Genomic DNA, 19,645 nt, shown 5'->3' on the forward strand with positions numbered 1-19,645 from the left:
CTCAATCACTGGAGACCAACATGGACAGTCCGTCGCATAAGCCGACGCCGACTCTGGCTGATCGCGCCTATCGAATTCGCCGTTACGCCCTGCAGATGGGGGAAGTGCAAGGCCAGGGCTACGTGGGCCAGGCCCTTGGCTGGGCCGACGTGCTCGCCGTCGCCTACGGCCACGCCATGAATTACCGGCCGGAAGAGCCGGAATGGGAAGGCCGGGACCGCTTCCTGCTTTCGCATGGCCACTACGCCATTGCCCTTTACGCAGCCTTGATCGAAGCCGGCATCATCCCCGAATCCGAGCTGGAAACCTACGGCAGCGACGATAGCCGCCTGCCCATGTCCGGCATGGCCACCTACACCCCCGGCATGGAAATATCCGGCGGCTCGCTGGGGCAAGGTTTGCCCATCGGAGTGGGGATGGCACTGGGGCTGCGGTTCAAGAACAACCCGGCCTTCGTCTACAACTCGATGTCCGACGGCGAGCTGGACGAAGGCTCGACCTGGGAGGCGGCGATGTCCGCGGCCCATCACGGCCTGTCGAATCTGATCTGCCTGGTCGACATCAACAACCAGCAGGCCGACGGCCCCTCCAGCAAGGTGCTGGGCTTCGAGCCCTTGGCAGACAAATGGGCCGCCTTCGGCTGGCACGTGCAGCGCATCGACGGCAACGATCTGCCCGCCGTGATCGAGGCCTTCGATACCGCCCGCAACCTGCAAACGGCCCAGCCGCGCGTCATCCTGTTCGATACCCTCATGGGCAAAGGCATTCCGTTCCTGGAACAGCGCGACAAGAACCACTTCATCCGGGTGGAGGCCGCCGAATGGCAGCAGGCCATTGCGATTCTCGACCAATCCCAGCAACAGGAGGCCGTATAAATGAACACCGCCGAAAAGAAACCGCGTCTGACCACCTCGGCGATGATTGCTTCCATTGCCGCCGAGGGCCAGCGTGTCAAAAGCGCACCATTCGGAAACGCCCTGGTCGAGCTGGCCGCCTCTCGCCCCGACATCGTCGGCATGACGGCCGACCTGGCCAAGTACACGGATTTGCACTTGTTCGCCAAGGCCTACCCGCAGCGCTTCTTCCAGATGGGCATGGCCGAACAACTCCTGATGGCCGCCGCTGGTGGCATGGCCAAAGAAGGCTTGTTGCCGTTTATCACCACCTACGCGGTATTCGGCACCCGGCGCGCCTACGACTTCATCCATCAGGTCATCGCCGAGGAAAACCTCAACGTCAAACTCTGCTGCGCGCTGCCTGGCCTGACCACCGGCTACGGTCCCAGCCACCAGGCTACCGACGACCTGGCCATGATGCGCGGCGTCCCCGGCCTCACCATCGTCGACCCCTGCGATGCGCTCGATGTCGAGCAGGCCGTGCCGGCCATCGCGGCGCACAACGGGCCGGTGTACATGCGCCTGCTGCGCGGCAATGTGCCGCTGGTGCTGGACGAGTACGACTACCGGTTCGAGCTGGGCAAGGCCAAGATGCTGCGCGACGGCCGCGACGTGCTGATCCTCTCATCCGGCTTCATGACCATGCGCGCGCTCGAAACCGCGGAAGAATTGCGCAAGCACGCTATCGACGCCGCGGTGCTGCACAGCCCGACCATCAAGCCGCTCGATGCGGAAACCATCTTGCACGAAGTGGCGAAACCGGGCCGTCTCGTGGTGGTGGCAGAAAACCATTCCGAGATCGGCGGGCTGGGCGAAGCGGTGGCGCGTCTGCTGCTGTGCTCTGGCGTGCGACCGGCCGCGTTCCGACAGATTGCACTGCCGGATGCCTTCCTGGACGCCGGCGCCTTGCCGACCCTGCATGACCGGTACGGCATCTCGGTCGAGGCCATGGTGACCCGGATCAAGAGTTGGCTATAGACCCTGTTTAGCGATCTCTGATCGAAAAGGCTCCCGGCTCGTTGGGAGCCTTTGTCGTTGCTTGGCGTCATGCCCGTGATCGCCAGGAAATGTCGGCATCCAATCAGGCGGTGAATGCGCGCAAGGCCGTCAACGGCACATGCAGGGCTTCGTCACGGGCAAATGCCTCGAGCAGGTAGTCGACGGTGGCGCGCACCCGTGGCGCAAGCAAGGCGCGGTGCGGGTATTGCAGCGCCATCTCGTAGGTGCCGGGGTGGTGGCAGTCGGCCAAGACCACCTTGAGCGAGCCGGCGCGCAGATGAGGCCAGGCGTGATGGATGCCCACCTGAGCGATGCCGAGGCCGGCCAGCGCCGCCTGCGCCAGGGCCTCGGGTGCCGATACGGTGATGACGGCGGGGGCAGGCTCCCGTTCGTCCAGGCTGCCGTCCGCCAGCCGGAAGCACCACGGCGAGAGCCGTCCGCCAAGAAAGCGCCGGGCGATCAGGCGATGTTGCGGCAGGTCCTGCGGCGTGCGGGGAACCCCGTACCGGGCCAGGTAGGCGGGAGACGCGATCAGTACCATGTTCAGGCGGCAAATCAGGCGCGACACCAGGGCGGAGTCGACGAGCTGACCGCCCCGGACCGCCAGGTCGTAGCCCTCCTGCACCAGGTCGACCCGGCGGTCGTCGAAGTCCACCTCGACGCTCAACGCGGGATGGCGCTCCAGCAAGCCGGGCAGGGCGGGCATCACCTGGTCGCGCCCGAAGGCGGCGCTGGTCGAAATGCGCACGCGCCCGGCCGGCACCACGCGCTGCGCGGCCACGGTATCCACCGCGGCATCCAGCGCATCCAGCGCGATGCGCGCCTGTTCCAGGAAGGCGAGGCCCTCGGCCGTGAGCTTGAGCGAGCGGGTGGTGCGATTCATCAGGCGCACGCCGAGTCCCTGTTCCAGGCTGGCCACATTCTTGCTCACCGCCGCCGAGGAAATGCCCAGGCTACGTGCCGCGGCGGCAAAACTGCCGCTCTGGGCGGCCTGTACAAAGGAAAGGATGGCGCGCACGCGCTGCGATGAATCCATGGTGCCTCAACCGGTGTTGAATGCTTCATTATCAACTTGAAGTTATTGAATCATCAACCATGCCATGAGTTCTGTTCGTGAATCGACTTGTCCATAATCGGCGACATCCATCACCCGATCCGACAAGGAGAACGCAATGCTGATTTCGATCGTTTACGACAGTGTCCATGGCCATACCGCCAAACAAGCCCAGGCCGTGGCCGAAGGCGTAGGCCAGGTGCCCGGAGCCGAAGCGCAACTGATCGCCGTGGCCGACGGCCCGATCCAGTGGGAAACGCTGGCCGCCAGCGACGCCATCATCTTCGGTTCGCCCACCTATAACAGCACGGTCAGCGCCCGCCTCAAGCAAGTCATGGAGGATTCCACGGGCCCGGCGTGGGTGCCGCAGACCTGGCGCAACAAGATCGCGGCCGGCTTCACCAACTCCGGCGCCCTGCACGGCGACAAGCTCAACAGCTTGATCACCATGGCGTTGTTCGCGGCCCAGCACGGCATGATCTGGGTCGGGCTCGACCTGTTCCCCGGCCGCACGCCGGATGAACGCAATCGCATCGGCGGCTGGCTGGGCGCAATGGCGCAGTCCGACGATGTGTCGCCCGAACTGTCGCCAACCCCTAGCGACCTGCAGACCGCCGCCTACCTCGGCCAGCGTGTCGCCGAGATCACGCGCCAATTCAAATAAGGAGGGCACGGCAATGTCCATTTCGAATCCATGCCATGCCGCCATCACCATGGACGATGTGCGCTCGGTCTCGCCGGCGCTGGCCCAGCTCACTCAGGATGCGATCGTCGGCAAGCTGTGGCAGCGGCCCGATTTGCCTGCCCGCGAGCGCAGCATGGTGACGCTGGCAGCCTTGATCGCGTGCAACCAGCCCCTGGGCTTGCCGCATTACGTCAATCTCGCGCTCGAGCACGGCGTCAGCCCTGGCGAGATTTCCGAGATCGTCACGCACCTGGCGTTCTATGCAGGTTGGCCGAACGCCTTTTCCGCGGTGATGGCGATCAAGGACATCTTTGCCCAGCGGGGCATCGCCTTCGACCCGTTGTCTTCGGCTGGTTTTGACCTTGCCGCGGGCACGGTTGCCGGCTTTGGCGAGTAAAATTCCAGAGTTTTAGGCAAGCAATCCGCCGGATCCGGCTATGGGTGGGCACTCGGTACTCGGGACAATAGCGGGCATCGCAACCTCAGCCACTCAACGGAGAAATCGCCATGAGCAAAGCCAAAGCCTATGCCGCATTGAACGCCCACAGCGCACTGGTGCCCTTTGACATCGAGCGCCGCGCCCCGGGTCCGGACGACGTGCAGATCCAGATCCTGTATTGCGGCGTCTGCCATTCCGACCTGCATACCGCGCGCAACGAATGGCACAACACCCTGTAGCCGTCCGTGCCGGGCCACGAGATCGTCGGCCGCGTCGTCGCGGTGGGCGAGCAGGTGCGCCGCTTCAAGGTCGGGGATCTGGCTGGTGTCGGCTGTATGGTCGACAGCTGCGGGCATTGCCCGTCCTGCCACGACGGCGAGGAACAGTTCTGCGACCACGGCTTCACCGGCACCTACAACGGTCCGCTGCTAGGCGGGGAGAACACCTACGGCGGCTACTCGCAGAGCATCGTCGTCAAGGAGTCCTTCGTGCTGCACATTCGCCACCCGGAGCAGGATCTCGCCGGAGTCGCCCCCTTGCTTTGCGCCGGCATCACCACCTATTCGCCGCTGCGCCAATGGGGTGCGGGCCCGGGCAAGAAGGTCGGCATTGTCGGCCTGGGCGGCCTCGGCCATATGGGCGTCAAGATCGCGCATGCCATGGGCGCCCATGTGGTGCTGTTCACCACCTCGGCCGGCAAGATCGACGACGGCAAGCGCCTGGGCGCGGATGAAGTGTGCGTCTCCACCGATCCCGAGCAGATGGCGCGCCATGCCGGCCAGCTCGACTTCATCCTCAATACCGTCGCCGCACCACACTCGCTGGACCCTTATGTGGAATTGCTCAAGCGCGACGGCACGATGACGCTGGTGGGGGCGCCGGCCGAGTCGCACCCGGCACCGAACGTGTTCGGGCTGATCTTCAAGCGGCGCCGCATTGCCGGTTCGCTGATCGGCGGCATCCGCGAGACGCAGGAGATGCTGGATTTCTGCGCCGAACACGACATCACTTCCGACATCGAGCAGATTCCGATGGCCTATATCAACACGGCCTACGAGCGGATGCTCAAGAGCGATGTGCGCTACCGCTTCGTGATCGACATGGCGAGCCTGGCATGACGGCGTTGGCGATGCCGCCTGCCGTCTCGCGGCGGCAGGTGTGGAGCGCCGTCGGCTCGATGGCGCTGTGCGTGGCGATGCTGATCGCCGCGGAGTTCATGCCGGTCAGCCTGCTGACCCCGATCGCCGCCGATCTGCACGCAAGCCAAGGCATGGCCGGACAGGCGATCTCGATCTCCGGCCTGTTTGCCGTCGTCACCAGCCTGCTGATCGCCAGCATCGCCGGGCGCTTCGACCGCCGTCATGTGCTGATGACGCTGACCGGGATGATGCTGGCCCTTGGCCTGGCCGGCGTCGTCGGCATGTATGGGGCCACGGCGCTGATCTAACGCTATCTGTATGGCCTGACGTAATCATTGCTGCGAAGCAGGCGGGGAAGGCCGCCTGCTCGCCGTGGCGTCACGCCGAAAGGGTATCGATCCGTTGCATGTTTTCGTCGGCCGAGGGCTCCACACCCATGGCCTGGAGCAAGCCCATGATGTCGCGAGCCGGCGGCGCGCCGAACATCCGGTGATATTCGCGCCCGAACTGGGACGCGCTTTCATAGCCGACGCGGAAGGCGGTGGTCGCCGCGTCCAGGCGGTCGTTGAGCATCAGCCGGCGCGCTTCGTGCAGGCGCAGTTTCTTCTGGTATTGCAGCGGGCTCATCGCCGTCAGCGCCTTGAAGTGGTGATGGAAGGTCGAGGCGCTCATCTGTACCGAGGCGGCGAGTTCTTCGACCCGCAAGGCCTTGGCGAAATTGGCCTGCAGCCAGTCGATCGCGCGCGCGATGCGGTGGCTCTGGCTGCCGGCCGTGGAGATTTGCCACAGATGGGCACCAAAATCGCTCATCAGCAGGCGGTACAGGATTTCCCGCAAAATCAGCGGAGAGAGCACCGGGATGGTTTCCGGCTCGTCGAGCAGTTCGATCAGGCGCAGAAACGATTTGAGAATCGCCGCGTTGGCCTGGCCGACCGCGATGCCGCGCGAGGTCGGCTGTGGACGCGGGGGAGACAGATTGCCCTCCACCATCAACTCGGCCATCGCCTGCAGGTCGATGGGCATCCACAGCGACAGATAGGGTTGTTCCGGGCTCGCTGTCGTGATGTTCGCAATGGTCGGCACATTCACCGCGGTGACCAGAAGCTGGCCCGCGTGATACGAGAGCGTTTCCTCGCCGAGCAATACCCGCTTGCTGCCCTGGACGATCAGCGCAATGCCGGGTTCGAAAATGCAGCGGATCGGCTCGGACGGCATTTGCAGCCGGTATAGCGTCAGCCTCTGGATGGGTGTGACGTAGGGGGCCGCATCGCTGTCCACCCAATTGGCGATGGCGGCGGCCAGTTCCTGACGTACGGCTTCGAGCTGTTCCTGTTCGCGGGCCTGCTGTTTCAATTTCCACTCCTCAACGCTGCTGGCGGCCATGCTACATCAGCTGTTTCGTACTATCTTTCATTCTGCATGGAGGACGGAGGATTAGGCTAGAAAGTCACAGAATCCGACTATCCCCCGCCTGCGGACAGTCAGGACAATACCTTGAATTGTTTGCGTTCACTCGGAGCCACGTCATGATCACTCTCAACATAAACGGCCAGGCGATGCGTGTCGACGCCGCACCGGACACCCCGCTGCTCTGGGTGCTGCGCGACACGCTGCAGATGACCGGCACCAAGTTCGGCTGTGGCATGGCGCTGTGCGGCGCCTGTACCGTGCACCTCGACGGCCAGCCGATCCGCTCTTGCAGCACGCCGGTTTCCGCCGCCAAAGGCAAGAAGATCACCACCATCGAAGGAGTGGGCCACGACCGGGTTGGCCAGGCGGTGCAGCAAGCCTGGCAGCAGCTCGACGTGGTCCAGTGCGGCTACTGCCAGTCCGGCCAGATCATGAGCGCGGTGGCGCTGTTGCACAGCAACCGCAACCCGAGCGACGCCGATATCGACAATGCGATGGGCGGTAACGTGTGCCGCTGCGGCACCTACGTGCGCATCCGCGCCGCCATCCACGAAGCAGCCAAGCTGCTGGCCTGACCGGGAGAACACCATGACCAGCAGTATCGAAAATGTTAGCCGCCGCCGCTTCCTGCAAGGCGCGGCCGGCCTGACGCTGGCGGTCTACCTGCCGGCAGCCAAGGCCGCCAGCACCGCCACAGCGGCGAAGGCAAGCACGGCCGGCGCCAATGCGGCACATGCCGCCTTCGAACCGAACGCCTTCCTGCGCATCGGCGAGGACAATAGCGTCACCGTCATCTCCAAGCATCTCGAAATGGGGCAGGGCACCTACACCGGACTCGCCACCATCGTGGCGGAAGAACTGGACGCAGACTGGAACCAGGTGCGGGTGGAAAGCGCGCCGGCCGACGCCAAGCGCTTCAACAACCTGTTCTGGGGGCCCGCCCAGGGCACCGGTGGCAGCACGGCCATGGCCAACTCGTGGGAGCAACTGCGCAAGGCCGGCGCCACCGCCCGCGCCATGCTGGTGGCGGCGGCGGCCAAGCAGTGGAACGTGCCGGCCGGCGAGATTGCCGTCGCCAACGGCGAAGTACGGCACGCCGCATCGGGCCGCAAGGCGAGCTTCGGCCAACTTGCACGTGCCGCCGCCGAGCTGACGCCACCGGCAGAGGTGAAACTCAAGGACCCGAAGGATTTCAAGCTGATCGGCCAGCGCATCCCGCGCAAGGACAACATCGACAAAACCACCGGCAAGGCCGTGTACACCCAGGACGTCCACCTGCCGGGCATGCTCACCGCCGTGGTGGCCCACCCGCCGCGCTTCGGCGCCAAGGTGAAGTCGTTCAACGCCGCCAAGGCCAAAGCCGTCAAGGGCGTGGTGGCCGTGCTGGCCATCCCCACCGGGGTGGCGGTGCTCGCCCGCGATACCTGGAGCGCCAAGAAGGGGCGCGACGCGCTGGTGGTCGAATGGGACGAAAGCCAGGCGTTCAAGCTCGGCTCGGCGCAGATTCTGGCGCGCTACCACGAACTGGCCGGCCAGCCCGGAGCCGTCGCCCGCAAGGCCGGCGATGCCGAACAGGCCCTGGCGGGCGCCGCCCACACGCTGGAAGCGTCCTACGATTTTCCCTATCTCGCTCATGCGGCGATGGAGCCGATGAACTGCGTGGTGCACTGGAGCAAAGACGGTTGCGAAGTGTGGAACGGCGACCAGATGCAGACCGGCGACCAGATGGCGCTGGCCAAGCTGTTCGGCCTCAAGCCCGAGCAGGTGCGCATCCACACGCTGTATGCCGGCGGCAGTTTCGGCCGCCGCGCCAACAAGGACGCGGACTACGTGCTCGAAGCCGCCCATATCGCCAAGGCGCTCAACCGGCGCGTTCCGATCAAGCTGGTCTGGCTGCGCGAGGACGATATGCGTGCCGGCTACTACCGCCCGATGTTCCACCATCGCTTGCGCGCCGGGCTGGACAGCCAGGGCCGTCTGACCGGCTGGCAGCATCGTCTGGTGGGGCAGTCCATCCTGGGCGGTTCGCCCTTCGCCGCCATGGTCAAGGACGGCATCGACCCGGTCTCGGTGGAGGGGGCGGCCAATCTGCCCTATACCATCCCCAATATCCTGGTGGATCTGCATACCCCGACTGATATCGGCGTGCCGGTGCTGTGGTGGCGCTCGGTCGGCTCGACCCATACCGCGTTTTCGACCGAGACTTTCCTCGACGAGCTGGCGCATACGGCGGGGCACGACCCGGTGGCTTGGCGCCTGGCCATGTTGGCCGAACACCCGCGCCATACCGCCACGCTCAAGTTGGCGGCGGACAAGGCCGGCTGGGGCACGCCGCTGGCCCCCGGCAAGCCGGGCGAACGGCGCGGGCGCGGCGTAGCGGTGCATGAGTCGTTCAACACCGTGGTGGCGGAGGTGGCCGAAGTGACGGTACAGCCGGACGGCAGCTTCCACGTGGACCGCGTGGTATGCGCGGTGGACTGCGGCATCGCCATCAACCCGGACGTGGTGCGGGCGCAGGTGGAAGGTGCGATCGGCTTCGCTCTGGCCCCGGTGCTGTACGGCGCCATCACGCTGAGCGACGGCAAGGTGGACCAGTCCAACTTCCACGACTACCCGCCGATCCGCATGGCGGACATGCCACGCGTCGAGGTGCATATCGTACCCTCCGCCAACAAGCCGACCGGCATCGGCGAACCGGGCGTGCCGCCGTTGGCGCCGGCGGTGGCCAACGCGCTCGCGGCAGCGACCGGCAAGCGCGCCCGCAAGCTGCCGATCAGCGCCGAACTGCTGAAGGTGTAGCCATGAACAGCACCGACCGGCAGGTATTGGACGCGGCCCTGAGGTGGGCGGCGGACGGGCACCGCTTCGCCTTGGTGACCGTGGCCCGCACCTGGGGTTCGGCACCGCGCCCGCCAGGCTCCTGGATGGCGCTGCGTGACGACGGGCAGGTGCAGGGCTCGGTGTCCGGCGGCTGTATCGAAGCGGACCTGATCGAACGCCTGCTGCGGGAAGGCTTCGCTTCGAGCGAGCCCTATGCGGTGAAATACGGTGTCACGCAGGACGAGGCGCGACGCTTCGGCCTGCCCTGTGGCGGTACCATGGAACTGGTCATCGAGCCTTGGCCCGATCTTGCCGCACTTGAAACCTTGAGTGCTGTGGTCGAGCGTGGAGAGTTGGCCCGACGCACCGTCGTCATGGGGCAGGAGGGCTGTACGATCACGGCGGCTTCGGCAGCGGACTCGCTGAGCTGGGATGAGCATGCGCTGAGCACCGTGCACGGTCCGGCTTGGCGCCTGCTGATCATCGGCGCCGGGCAGATTTCCAGTTACCTCGCACAGATGGCGCAGGCGCTGGATTACCAGGTGTTCCTCTGCGACCCGCGCAGCGAGTACGCCGCGGAATGGCAGGTGCCGGGTACAAGGCTGTTGCCCGGCATGCCGGACGACGTGGTGCTGGAACTCAACCCCGATGCGCACACCGCCGTGGTGGCGCTGACGCACGACCCCAAGCTGGACGACATGGCCTTGCTGGAGGCGCTCAAGGCGCCGGCCTTTTACGTCGGCGCGCTGGGCTCCCGCCTCAACAACCGGCGGCGGCGCGAACGGCTGCTCGAGCATTTCGACCTGACGGCGGACGAAGTCGCCCGCCTGCACGGGCCGGTCGGCCTGCCGATCGGCAGCCGCACGCCGCCTGAGATCGCTCTGGCCGTGCTGGCCGAGATGACCGCGGTGCGCAACGGCGTGTGGTCACCGGACGGCTTGCGCCCGAAACGCGCTGCCGCCGAAGCCGGCTGCCGCGCCGCATGAGCGCCTCGCCCAAATCTCACCCGATCGTCGGCATCCTGCTGGCGGCCGGGGCCAGCCGTCGATTCGGCAGCGACAAGTTATCGCATAGGCTGCCGGACGGCACGCCGATGGCGGTCGCTGCCGCCGCCAGTCTTCTGCCGGTGTGTGCACGTGTCGTGGCGGTGCTGCGCCCCGGACGGGACGAATTGGCCGCAGCGTTGACGGCGGTAGGTTGTGAAATCGTGCTTTGCCCGGAGGCCGAGGGCGGCATGGGGCATAGTCTGGCCGCTGGCGTGCGCGCCACGGCCGATGCGGCCGGCTGGATCGTCGCGCTGGCCGACATGCCGTTCATCGCCAGCAGCAGCCATGCCGCCGTCGCCGCCGCCCTGCAGGCCGGCGCCAGCCTGGCCGCCACGCAATACCGGGGGCGACGCGGCCACCCGGTAGGCTTTGCCCGTACCTGGCAGAACCCATTGGCTGGACTGACCGGTGACCAAGGGGGGAAAACCCTGCTGGAACAACACCATCAGAAGCTAACCCTGTGCCCCGTCGATGATCCTGGCGTGGTCCGGGATATCGATTATCCGCGAGACCTGATCGATGCCGGTTCGGGGACAAGCCCGCATGAGTGACTTGATCATGCCAAGCACGCCACCGCTTTCAGGAAGGTATTTCGGCATGGCGTCATTATCGCGTAAAGCGGATAACTAACAGCCCGACCCTCTGCTCTTGGGCTGCCGCCTAGGCAAAGGTGGGGCATGATGGCTTGAGGTGCGCAGCACGAGCAAAGCAAGGCGGGAGGCATAAGCTGGCCGTTTGGCCACTTTATGCTGCCGGTCACAAAGCCGCTTGCTGCTCCGGCATGGAAAGATGTCGCGCCGAGCCCTGATTGTGCGGCCCATAACCGCCCGGCTGGGGTCATGAGAACGCGGGTACGGTAGCAGAACGGAACTCCGTTACGCACCTACGGCCCGCGCTTATTGCGAAGTCAAAACTTGCCAAGCTCCTCTTGCCGGGCAAAATGAGACATCACATAATAACGGGACACCTTGATGTCGTGACCCTTCGCCTTTACAAGCGAAGTCACACCTGTTCATGACAATCCAAAGGGCCGATAGCTCAGCTGGGAGAGCGCTGCGTTCGCAATGCAGAGGTCGGGAGTTCGATCCTCCTTCGGTCCACCATTCCTATCTTGCCCCTCCAGCTGTTGTGAGCCAAACGGCCAGCTTATGCTTCCGATGAACGGCGGATTCCATCGGTTTTTCTGAGCGACTCCGGCCGTTTGAGTTTCCCCTTCGCCTGAAATCCTTGCCACGCAAGGATTTGATCCGCCAATTCGTTTGACCCAGCCACCCCAGAGCGCGGCCAGCTTATGGTTCCGAATCGTGGTGCGTGGCCAGCTTATGCTTCCGGCCTTACTTGCCTTGCATTTGCGCACCTTTCCTCATGCAGCGAGAGCGCACGAACGTTGCAATTTCGCGAGCTATGGCGAAATGCATTGTTGTAATGCCAGATGCGCTGGCAGCCCATACCCTGCACAGACTTGAAATCACAGGGAAGTTCTCTGCCTCAGCCGGATTACGCAAGTAGAGCCATGCCAAACGTTGAACTCTAGGCAGATCAATACTTTTGACCTATTCATCCAAAAATATTTGAAATCGGCATATCACCAGCATAATTCCTTTGGTCGTCTTCCTAGGAAACCACGGCAGCATATTCTAGTGTTGTAACTGGCTGCACCAATGAAGGGCCTGCCGTGAGTGGAGTGCCGATTACGTACCGAGAGCATGAAGACGAGCGATTCTGGGGCCCGCAAGGTTCGGGTATCACTTGCCGCATTCTGGGGTATTGATCCTCTGCCCGATCCTGGCTTTCTCCTCGGTCATCTGGAGCATCGTGGGTTCTCCGGTTTCTCCTACAGTAAGGCCCAGCTTTTCATGCTGACCGCCGTGCCATCGCTGTCTGGTGCGACGCTACGCATTTTCTATCGCGTTCTGCCCGCCATGACCCGCGGCTGGAAATGGATAGCGATTTCGACTATCTCGGTGGTGCACGGGTGTCGCTGGTCGTATTTGGCGCTGGTGACATTCAATGTGTTGAGGTCCCTGCCTTGGAAACTGTCCAACGGAACGATAGCTGGGAGGTAATCACTGGGGGGCAGGTAGTACAACTGCGGTACCTGTTATCGGGAATTGGCAATCGCTCGGTGTCCCGCATGACCCCCATGGTGTTCACTGCACTGAGCCAGTGCAAGGTCAAGGGCGACAGCGAGGAGTCGTAGCGTGGCCGACCCCATAACGTGACCGAAGCGGCGGAGATAACCGGCTTTGCCGGCGTCATCGGTGCCTACAGCGGGTTTTTCATTCCAAACGGACTCGGCGCTTCGATGAAGCTTACCAGCCGTACGGAAGGTGCACTATATGTATTCATACTGTTCTACCTGAGCTGCACATTGATTTGCTGGGTGTTTTACGCGAGAAAGCACGCCAGCCTGCCCTGTTGAACGGCGGCCGACGCCAAAGAGGAGGAACCTCATGAGCCACTTTCTGGATCGTCTGAGCTTTTTCACCCGGCCACGCGAGCCCTATGCCGACGGTCATGGCGAGGTGCGGGAAGAGGACCGCGACTGGGAGGTGGCCTACCGGCAGCGCTGGCAGCACGACAAGATCGTACGTTCCACGCACGGCGTGAATTGTACCGGCTCCTGTAGCTGGAAGATCTACGTCAAGGGCGGCATCGTTACCTGGGAGACGCAGCAGACTGATTATCCGCGGACCCGCCCCGGCATGCCCAACCATGAGCCACGCGGTTGTTCGCGCGGGGCTTCATACAGCTGGTACCTGTACAGCGCCAACCGGCTCAAGTATCCGATGATTCGGGGGCGTCTGGTACGGTTGTGGCGCGAGGCGCGCAAGACGCTTGACCCTGTGGCGGCATGGGCCTCGATCGTTGAGGATCCACAACGGGTGAAGGACTACAAGTCCATTCGGGGGCGCGGCGGTTTCGTCCGAGTGAGCTGGGATGAGGCAACCGAGCTCGTCGCCGCTGCCAACGTCTACACCATCAAGCACCACGGCCCGGACCGCGTGGTTGGTTTCTCGCCGATTCCGGCCATGTCCATGGTCAGTTATGCCGCGGGTTCCCGTTACCTGAGCCTGATCGGCGGCACGCTGCTATCGTTCTACGACTGGTATTGCGACCTGCCGCCGGCCAGCCCGCAGACCTGGGGCGAGCAGACCGATGTACCGGAATCGGCCGACTGGTACAACTCGGCGTACATCATCGCCTGGGGCTCCAACGTCCCGCAGACGCGCACCCCCGATGCACATTTCTTTGTCGAGGCCCGTTACAACGGCACCAAGGTCGTGGCGATCACGCCGGATTACTCCGAGGTCGCCAAACTCTCCGATCTCTGGCTGCACCCCAAGCAGGGTACCGATGCGGCGCTCGGCATGGCGATGGGCCACGTCATCCTCCGCGAGTTCCATCTCGAACGGCAAGTCCCTTATTTCGACGATTACTGCCGCCGGCTGACCGATCTGCCGCTACTGGTGACGCTAAAGCAGCACGGCGACCAGTTCGTTCCTGACCGCTATTTGAGGGCCAGCGATTTTCCCGACAAGCTCGGGCAGGACAACAACCCGGAATGGAAAACCGTCGGCATCGACCGGAGCAGTGGCAACTATGCCGTACCACTGGGGGCGATCGGTTTCCGCTGGGGCCAGCAACTGGGCGGCGATCTCGGCAAGTGGAATCTCGAACAAAAAGACGGGGCCGATGGCCGTGATCTCGATCTGGCGCTGACGCTGATCGACCGTCGCGACGAGGTGGCAACAGTTGCCTTTCCCTATTTCGGCGCGGTCGAACACCCGCAGTTCCGGCACAACGAGCAGGGGGGCAACGTTTTGCTGCGTCATGTCCCGGTGAAGCGGCTGGAGCAGAACGGAGAGACCATCCATGTCGCGACCGTGTTCGATCTGCTCTGCGCCCAGTACGGGCTGGACCGGGGATTGGGCGGGGCCGTCGCCCGCGATTACGACGACGATGTGCCATATACGCCAACATGGCAGGAATCCATTACCGGCGTCCCGGCAGAACAGGTGGTAGCCGTCGCGCGCCAGTTTGCCGAGACCGCCGAGCGTACTCAAGGCCGGGCCATGATCATCATCGGCGCCGCGATGAACCACTGGTACCACCAGGACATGAACTACCGGGCCGCCATCAACATGCTGATGCTGTGCGGCTGTGTCGGCGTGTCCGGCGGTGGCTGGGCGCACTACGTCGGTCAGGAGAAGCTCCGGCCTCAGACCGGGTGGACGGCGCTGGCCTTCGCCCTCGACTGGGTTCGCCCCCCGCGGCACATGAACGGCACCTCATTCTTCTACGCGCATTCCGACCAGTGGCGTTACGAGCAGCTCCATGCCAGCGAGCTGCTCTCCCCATTGGCCGATCCGGCCCGCTATAGCGGCAGCTTGATCGATTTCAACGTCCGAGCCGAGCGCATGGGCTGGTTGCCTTCATCTCCGCAGATCGATCGCAATCCCCTGTCCATTGCCAGCGCGGCGCGTGCGGCCGGACTGGATGCCAAGGACTACCTAGTCCGTGAGCTCAAGTCCGGTGCGGTGCGTTTGGCGTGCGAAGACCCAGACAGTCCAGAGAATTTCCCGCGCAACCTGTTCGTCTGGCGTTCGAACCTGTTCGGCTCTTCCGGCAAGGGGCATGAGTACTTTCTCCGTCACTTTGTCGGGGCGCAACATGGCATGCAGGGTGTCGACCTTGGCGAGTCCGGCGGAGCCAAGCCGGAGGAGGTGGTCTGGCACGAGAAAGCGCCGGAAGGAAAGCTCGACCTGATCACGGTGCTTGACTTCCGCATGTCCACGACCTGCCTGTACGCCGACGTGGTGTTGCCGACCGCCACGTGGTACGAGAAGAATGATCTCAATACCTCGGACATGCATCCCTTCATTCATCCGCTGTCGGCGGCGGTTGATCCTGCCTGGCAAACAAGAAGTGACTGGGAAATCTACAAGGCCATCGCCAAGAAATTCTCCGAATTGGTGCCCGGCCATCTTGGTGTCGAGCAGGACATCGTGCTGCAACCACTGCAGCACGATACGCCGGCGGAGATTGCCCAACCCTATGGCGTGAGTGACTGGAAAAAGGGCGAGTGTGATCTGCTGCCCGGCAAGACCGCGCCCAGCATCGTGGTGGTCGAGCGTGATTACCCTAACACCTACAAACGCTTTACCGCCCTTGGGCCGCTGATGCAGACGCTCGGCAACGGTGGCAAGGGTATTGGCTGGGATACCGGAGCCGAGGTCGAAGGGCTGGGACGGCTCAACCGTATCGTGTCAGAGGAAGGACCGACCAAAGGTATGCCACGCATCGAAACTGACATCGATGCCGCCGAGGTGATCATGTCGTTGGCGCCCGAGACCAACGGCGAAGTTGCAGTCAAGGCATGGCAGGCGCTGGAGCAATTCACCGGGCGCGAGCACGCGCATCTTGCCGATGTACGGGAAGACGAGAAGATACGCTATCGCGACATCCAGGCGCAGCCGCGCAAGATCATTTCCTCGCCGACCTGGTCGGGCATCGAGAGCGAGCATGTCAGCTACACCGCAGGCTATATCAATGTGCACGAATTGATCCCGTGGCGAACCCTGACCGGGCGCCAGCAGTTTTATCAGGATCATCCCTGGATGCGGGATTTCGGCGAAGGCTTTGCCAGTTACCGGCCGCCGATCGATACCCGCACCGTCGCGCCTCTGGTTGGGAAAAAGCCGAATGGCCATCCCGAGGTCGTGCTCAATTTCATCACCCCGCACCAGAAGTGGGGCATCCACAGCACTTATACCGACAACCTGATCATGCTCACGCTCTCGCGCGGCGGGCCGATCGTCTGGCTATCGGAGGTCGACGCGCAGAAAGGTGGCATCGTCGACAACGATTGGATCGAGCTTTACAACCTGAATGGGGCCATTGCCGCACGAGCTGTGGTCAGTCAGCGAGTGAAGGAGGGCATGTGCATGATGTATCACGCACAGGAAAAGATCGTGAATGTCCCGGGCTCGGAGATCACCGGTCACCGTGGCGGCATCCATAATTCGGTGACCCGCACCGTGGTCAAGCCGACGCACATGATTGGCGGCTACGCGCACTTGGCCTACGGCTTCAACTACTACGGCACGGTCGGCTCGAACCGGGACGAATTCGTCATCGTGCGCAAGATGGACAAGGTGGACTGGATGGATACCCCGCTTGCGGCACGAGGAGAACGCTCATGAAGATCCGCGCCCAGATCGCGATGGTGCTGAACCTGGATAAATGCATCGGCTGCCACACCTGTTCGGTCACCTGCAAGAACGTCTGGACCAGCCGCTTGGGCATGGAGTACGCCTGGTTCAACAACGTCGAAACCAAACCCGGCATCGGCTATCCGAAAGACTGGGAAAATCAGGAACACTGGCGCGGGGGGTGGGAGCGCAAGCCCAACGGCAAGCTCAAGCTGAAGCAGGGCGGGCGCTTGCAGTTGCTGCTCAACCTGTTCGGCAATCCCAATCTGCCGGAGATCGACGACTACTACGAGCCCTTCACGTTCGACTACGAATTCCTGCAAACCGCGCCGGAGATGCCGACCCCGCCGGTGGCCCGGCCGATTTCCATCGTGACCGGACAACGGATGGAAAAGATCGAATGGGGACCGAACTGGGAGGAAATCCTCGGCGGCGAGTTCGCCAAGCGCAGCCAGGACTACAACTTCGAGGCGGTGCAGAAGGAAATCTACGGCGAGTTCGAAAACACCTTCATGATGTATCTGCCTCGCCTGTGCGAGCACTGTCTGAACCCGGCCTGCGTGGCGAGTTGTCCGTCCGGCTCGATCTACAAACGCGAGGAGGACGGCATCGTCCTGATCGATCAGGACAAATGCCGTGGCTGGCGCATGTGCGTCTCGGGCTGCCCGTACAAGAAGATCTATTACAACTGGTCGAGCGGCAAGGCCGAGAAGTGCATCTTCTGTTATCCGCGCATCGAGTCGGGCCAGCCGACGGTCTGTTCGGAAACCTGTGTCGGTCGCATCCGCTATCTCGGGGTGTTGCTCTACGACGCCGACCGGATCGAAAGCGCCGCCTCGGTAGAAGACCCACAGGACCTGTACGAAGCGCAACTGGCCGTCTTCCTCGACCCCCATTCCGCCTCGGTGCGCGAAGAAGCCCTGAAGCAGGGCATGCCGCTGGCGTGGCTCGATGCTGCTCGCGAGTCGCCGGCTTACAAGATGGCGGTGGAGTGGAAGATCGCCTTCCCGCTGCATCCCGAGTACCGCACCTTGCCGATGGTCTGGTACGTGCCGCCGCTCTCCCCGATCCAGGCGCGTGCCAACGCCGGCGAGATCGGCGCCAAGGGCCATATCCCCGACGTCTCCAGCCTGCGCATTCCGCTGCGCTACCTTGCCAATCTGCTCACCGCCGGCAAGGAAGCGCCGGTCGCGGCGGCGCTGGAAAAGATGCTGGCGATGCGCGCCTTCTACCGGGTGCGTCAGCTCGAACGCCGCGACAGTCCGGACATCCTGGCCCAGGCTGGGCTGTCAGTCGCCCAGGCGGAGGACATGCATCGCTACCTGTCCATCGCCAACTACGAAGACCGCTACGTCATTCCGACCTCCCACCGCGAATACGCCGAAAACGCCTATCAGTTGCGCGGCGAGTGCGGCTTTACCTTTGGCAACGGCTGCTCGGACGGCAGCAGTGAACTGAGTCTGTTCGGCGGCAAGATGGGGGGCAAGAAAGTCATCCCGCTCAAAACCATCGCGGGCCACAATCCGGAGAACAGCGTTGATTACTGACACCCCCCGTGAGCTGCACGCGCTAGGCGCGTTGCTAACCTATCCCGGACCGGCTCTGCTGGCGGCGCTGCCGGAAATCGGCGAGCTGCTGACGCCCCTTGTCCGGCGTCTGCCGGCCGAGTCGGGAGAACGGCTGCGGCGGCTGATCGAGGCGCTGCAAGCAGGAGAGCCGCTATCACTGGAAGAAGACTACGTCGCGCTATTCGACCGGGGCCGCCGTACGTCCTTGTACCTGTTCGAGCACGTGCATGGGGAGTCGCGCGATCGCGGTCCGGCGATGGTCGATCTGCATCTGGCGTATGCCCGGGCGGGCTTGTCACTGGTCGAAGGCGAGTTGCCGGATTATCTGCCGGCCGTGCTCGAATTCCTGAGCCGGCGCCCCCTCAGCGAGGCCAATGCGACGCTGACCGATTGCGCCGATGTCCTGCGCAAACTGGGACAGGCCCTAATCGAAAAGGGCAGCCTGTACGCCGCCGTGCCGGACGTTCTGTTGCTGGGCATCCGTCAGCCGGGCCTGGACTGGTCCTGCCTGACGGTTCAGGAAGAAGAGAATCTGGATGCCGACTGGGAGTCGCCCCCGGCCTTTGGTGACGATGCCAGCTGCGTGCACAAACCCGCGACCGCCACGGTCCGTTTCATGCCGCGCCCGCCACGCTAGCAGGATTGAGAGGAGAAGCACCATGAAATCGCTGCACGATTTTCTATTTGGCCTCTACCCCTACATTGCGCTGTCGGTCTTTTTCATCGGCAGCCTGATCCGCTTCGACCGCGAGCAGTATTCGTGGAAAAGCGATTCGTCGCAGATTCTGCGCAAGAGTCAGCTGCGCCTGGGCTCGATGCTATTCCACCTCGGTGTCCTTGTGGTCTTCTTCGGCCACCTGATCGGTTTCCTGATGCCGGAGCCCATCGTGCTGGCACTGATGAGCGAGAGGGCGCATGAGTTGTTGGCGATGGTGGGGGGCGGGGTGGCCGGTGTGTTCTCCATCATCGGGCTCAGCATCCTGATTTACCGTCGGGTCAGCGATCCACGCATCCTGAGCAATAGCCGTACCGCGGACATGGTGGTGCTGGTGATCATCTGGCTCCAGCTCGCGCTTGGCCTGCTGACCGTGGTTTACTCCTCGAGTCATGTCCCCGGTTACGACTTCGGTGCGTTGATTGCCTATGTGCAAGGCATCGTGATTTTCCGGGCAGACAATGCTGCGCTGATCCTTTCGGTGCCTTGGGTGTACAAGGCCCATATCTTCCTCGGGCTCACCGTGTTCCTGATTTTTCCGTTTACCCGTTTGGTCCACATCTGGAGTGGATTTGCAGCAATCTTCTATCTTTCGCGGCCCTATCAGCTGATGCGCACCCACAGAAAGCTGGCGAGCAACCGTCGAATTTCCTAAAGAG

The 19,645-nt window shown here is 63.4% G+C and carries 18 protein-coding genes and 1 tRNA gene; 17 read left to right on the forward strand and 2 right to left on the reverse strand.

The window, feature by feature from the left end:
- The first annotated feature begins 20 nt into the window (after positions 1–20).
- Positions 21–875 carry a transketolase gene (locus FURADRAFT_RS07455; RefSeq protein WP_008953521.1) on the forward strand — a complete coding sequence of 285 codons (855 nt, stop codon included), beginning with the start codon at positions 21–23 and terminating at the stop codon, positions 873–875.
- Entirely contained in the window at positions 876–1,874 is a 999-nt protein-coding gene (locus FURADRAFT_RS07460; RefSeq protein WP_008953522.1) for a transketolase family protein, read from the forward strand.
- 103 nt (positions 1,875–1,977) lie between these two features.
- On the opposite strand, the gene FURADRAFT_RS07465 is transcribed toward FURADRAFT_RS07460, so the two are convergent.
- Positions 1,978–2,931 (reverse strand): LysR family transcriptional regulator, encoded by a 954-nt coding sequence (locus FURADRAFT_RS07465; protein ID WP_008953523.1) that lies wholly within the window; start codon positions 2,929–2,931, stop codon positions 1,978–1,980.
- A 136-nt stretch (positions 2,932–3,067) separates the two neighbouring features.
- Between FURADRAFT_RS07465 and FURADRAFT_RS07470 the strand changes: the two genes are divergently transcribed.
- The 5 genes from FURADRAFT_RS07470 (at position 3,068) to FURADRAFT_RS07485 (ending at position 5,520) form a co-directional block, all read left to right on the forward strand.
- Entirely contained in the window at positions 3,068–3,613 is a 546-nt protein-coding gene (locus FURADRAFT_RS07470) for a flavodoxin family protein (RefSeq protein WP_008953524.1), read from the forward strand.
- Between the two features lie 13 nt (positions 3,614–3,626).
- The gene (locus FURADRAFT_RS07475) at positions 3,627–4,031 is read left to right on the forward strand and encodes a carboxymuconolactone decarboxylase family protein (protein WP_008953525.1); all 405 of its coding nucleotides are present in this window, start codon (positions 3,627–3,629) and stop codon (positions 4,029–4,031) included.
- 110 nt (positions 4,032–4,141) lie between these two features.
- Positions 4,142–4,312: an alcohol dehydrogenase catalytic domain-containing protein gene (locus FURADRAFT_RS21355; protein WP_008953526.1), complete on the forward strand. Its 171-nt coding sequence runs from the start codon at positions 4,142–4,144 to the stop codon at positions 4,310–4,312.
- A gap of 6 nt (positions 4,313–4,318) precedes the next feature.
- On the forward strand, positions 4,319–5,191 hold the full coding sequence (locus tag FURADRAFT_RS21360; protein WP_008953527.1) for an NAD(P)-dependent alcohol dehydrogenase: 873 nt from the start codon (positions 4,319–4,321) through the stop codon (positions 5,189–5,191).
- Positions 5,188–5,520, forward strand: coding sequence for a hypothetical protein (locus FURADRAFT_RS07485; RefSeq protein ID WP_008953528.1), 333 nt, complete (start codon positions 5,188–5,190; stop codon positions 5,518–5,520). The genes FURADRAFT_RS21360 and FURADRAFT_RS07485 overlap by 4 nt, the downstream gene beginning before the upstream one ends.
- A 70-nt stretch (positions 5,521–5,590) precedes the next feature.
- On the opposite strand, the gene FURADRAFT_RS07490 is transcribed toward FURADRAFT_RS07485, so the two are convergent.
- Positions 5,591–6,565 carry an AraC family transcriptional regulator gene (locus FURADRAFT_RS07490; RefSeq protein WP_008953529.1) on the reverse strand — a complete coding sequence of 325 codons (975 nt, stop codon included), beginning with the start codon at positions 6,563–6,565 and terminating at the stop codon, positions 5,591–5,593.
- A 173-nt stretch (positions 6,566–6,738) separates the two neighbouring features.
- Here FURADRAFT_RS07490 and FURADRAFT_RS07495 point away from each other — a divergent pair, with 173 nt between their 5' ends.
- The 10 genes from FURADRAFT_RS07495 (at position 6,739) to narI (ending at position 19,641) form a co-directional block, all read left to right on the forward strand.
- Positions 6,739–7,197, forward strand: a complete 459-nt coding sequence (locus FURADRAFT_RS07495) for a (2Fe-2S)-binding protein (protein WP_008953530.1) — start codon at positions 6,739–6,741, stop codon at positions 7,195–7,197.
- A gap of 13 nt (positions 7,198–7,210) precedes the next feature.
- The gene (locus FURADRAFT_RS07500) at positions 7,211–9,421 is read left to right on the forward strand and encodes a xanthine dehydrogenase family protein molybdopterin-binding subunit (protein WP_008953531.1); all 2,211 of its coding nucleotides are present in this window, start codon (positions 7,211–7,213) and stop codon (positions 9,419–9,421) included.
- A 2-nt stretch (positions 9,422–9,423) separates the two neighbouring features.
- Complete coding sequence (locus tag FURADRAFT_RS07505; protein ID WP_008953532.1) at positions 9,424–10,428, forward strand: XdhC family protein; 1,005 nt, start codon at positions 9,424–9,426, stop codon at positions 10,426–10,428.
- A complete protein-coding gene (locus FURADRAFT_RS07510; RefSeq protein ID WP_008953533.1) occupies positions 10,425–11,039 on the forward strand; it encodes a nucleotidyltransferase family protein in 615 nt (204 codons plus the stop codon). Before FURADRAFT_RS07505 ends, FURADRAFT_RS07510 begins: the two co-directional genes overlap by 4 nt.
- A 476-nt stretch (positions 11,040–11,515) precedes the next feature.
- A tRNA-Ala gene (locus FURADRAFT_RS07515) sits at positions 11,516–11,591 on the forward strand.
- Between the two features lie 603 nt (positions 11,592–12,194).
- The gene (locus tag FURADRAFT_RS20515; protein WP_150105034.1) at positions 12,195–12,554 is read left to right on the forward strand and encodes a hypothetical protein; all 360 of its coding nucleotides are present in this window, start codon (positions 12,195–12,197) and stop codon (positions 12,552–12,554) included.
- Between the two features lie 387 nt (positions 12,555–12,941).
- Positions 12,942–16,694, forward strand: a complete 3,753-nt coding sequence (locus FURADRAFT_RS07530) for a nitrate reductase subunit alpha (RefSeq protein ID WP_008953534.1) — start codon at positions 12,942–12,944, stop codon at positions 16,692–16,694.
- A complete protein-coding gene (gene narH / locus FURADRAFT_RS07535; protein WP_008953535.1) occupies positions 16,691–18,250 on the forward strand; it encodes a nitrate reductase subunit beta in 1,560 nt (519 codons plus the stop codon). Before FURADRAFT_RS07530 ends, narH begins: the two co-directional genes overlap by 4 nt.
- Complete coding sequence (gene narJ, locus FURADRAFT_RS07540) at positions 18,240–18,908, forward strand: nitrate reductase molybdenum cofactor assembly chaperone (protein WP_008953536.1); 669 nt, start codon at positions 18,240–18,242, stop codon at positions 18,906–18,908. Before narH ends, narJ begins: the two co-directional genes overlap by 11 nt.
- Before the next feature lie 22 nt (positions 18,909–18,930).
- Positions 18,931–19,641 (forward strand): respiratory nitrate reductase subunit gamma, encoded by a 711-nt coding sequence (narI, locus tag FURADRAFT_RS07545; protein ID WP_008953537.1) that lies wholly within the window; start codon positions 18,931–18,933, stop codon positions 19,639–19,641.
- Positions 19,642–19,645: the final 4 nt, after the last annotated feature.

It is taken from the genome of Pseudogulbenkiania ferrooxidans 2002, assembly GCF_000174355.1.
In the GTDB taxonomy this organism is placed as follows: domain Bacteria; phylum Pseudomonadota; class Gammaproteobacteria; order Burkholderiales; family Chromobacteriaceae; genus Pseudogulbenkiania; species Pseudogulbenkiania ferrooxidans.